This is a genomic window from Rhodoferax sp. RT5P35, from assembly GCF_056521385.1.
In genome coordinates, this window is the sequence record NZ_JBWMAX010000092.1 from 1 (window position 1) to 1,594 (window position 1,594).

Annotated in this window: 1 protein-coding gene and 1 pseudogene; both read right to left on the bottom strand. The window is 61.7% G+C overall.

The window, feature by feature from the left end:
• Positions 1–223 (bottom strand): annotated as a pseudogene (locus tag AC097L_RS23865) (hypothetical protein); the annotation flags it as partial.
• Between the two features lie 30 nt (positions 224–253).
• Positions 254–1,537, bottom strand: a complete 1,284-nt coding sequence (locus AC097L_RS23870; RefSeq protein ID WP_479589218.1) for a cytochrome P450 — start codon at positions 1,535–1,537, stop codon at positions 254–256.
• Positions 1,538–1,594: the final 57 nt, after the last annotated feature.

Here is a 1,594-nt window from a genome sequence, read left to right on the forward strand (position 1 = left end):
GGAAACCAATGGTGGTTCGGTGGTACTGCCCAATGGCGGCGCGCACAAAGGCGTAAATCTCGCCTTCTTCGTCACGCACACAGCCAAAGGGCATGCCCTTGGTGATCTTCAGGCCGAAGTAGTCGCGCAGCTCGTGCATGGCGCGGCCGCTGACCTTTTGCGGGCCCACCAGGGTTTGGTAGGCGAAGTCCGCGCGGTTGGGGATGGTTTTGAAATGGTTCATGTTGGATGTCTCTTTGTTGTTAGGTCAGGCTCAATCCCAGATCACGGGTACCGACTTGGCACCCCGCAGCTGGGCACCGGCGATCTTGGGTGCGGGCTTGCTGGGGTCGAGCCGCACATTGGGGAACAAATCCAGAATGGCGTTGATGGCGCAGACCATCTCCACCTTGGCCACAAACTGACCGATGCACATGTGCGTGCCAAAACCAAAGCCAAACGAGGGCTTGGGGCGGCGATCGATGTCGAAGGTGTCGGCGTTCTCAAAGGCTTCTTCGTCGCGGTTGGCCGAAATCACCATGCACTGCACCAGGCCGCCCTTGGGCACCACAATGCCGCCAATCTCCACCTCTTTGGAGGTCTGGCGCACCTTGAAGGTGGCTACCGGCTCGAAGCGCACGGTCTCGTCGATCAGCTTGGGGATCAGCGTGCGGTCGTTGCGCACCCGCTCCACCAGTTCGGGGCGCTCCAGCAGCAGCGTGATGGCCGAGCTGAAGGTGCGCGAGGTGGTTTCGCCCGCCGCAGGCAGCAGGGAGCGCACAAAGGTGGTCACCTCGTGGTCGTCCAGCCGGTGGCCTTCAAATTCAGCGCGCAGCAGGCGGCTGATCAGGTCGTCGCCCTGGGCCCCTTCGGCGCGGCGTTGCACCACGGCTTCCTTCACCGCGTCGTACAGGTTCTTCACCGCCGCCATGGCAATCGGGCCGTAAATCTTGATCTTTTCCGGGTCGATCTGGTTGCCTGCCACCATTGACAGCGCCCAGGTGGCGTACTGGTTGAACTTGGCCGTGTCGTCGCTGGGAAAGCCCATCAGCGCGTACATCTCGCGGATCGGGAAATACAGGCCGAAATGCATCAGCTCGGCCTGCTTCTGGGCGACCATCGGCTCCAGAAAGTCTTCGCGGATCACGCGGTCGATCTCGGGCCGCCAGCGGTTCACTGTCTCGGGCATGAACACCGGCTGTAACAGCGCACGGGCCTTGCGGTGGGCATCGCCGTCCATCGCCAGAATGATCCGGCCGTCGAAGAACGCGCCCAGGCCCTCGGCGATGAAGCCGCTGGTGTAGGTGGTGGAGTCGCGCATCACCGCCATGACGTCCTTGTACTTGAACAGCGTGACCGCACATTTTGCGGCCTTGGCCCCGGCATTGGTGGGTACGCCCAGGTAGGTGGCCACAAAGTCTCCTTCCATGACCGGGCTGTTGCGGCGCATCTCGGCGCACAGGGCGTGGATGTCTACGTCGTTGCCGCGGAACGTGTCCGATACCGCGTGGTAGGCGGCCTCCAGGTCCAGGGCGGGGGTTGCCAGTGTCGTGCTCATATGTCTCCTTCTTGTGGGTTGTGCTGCTATGTTTCGAATGTTAGACAGTATTTAAAA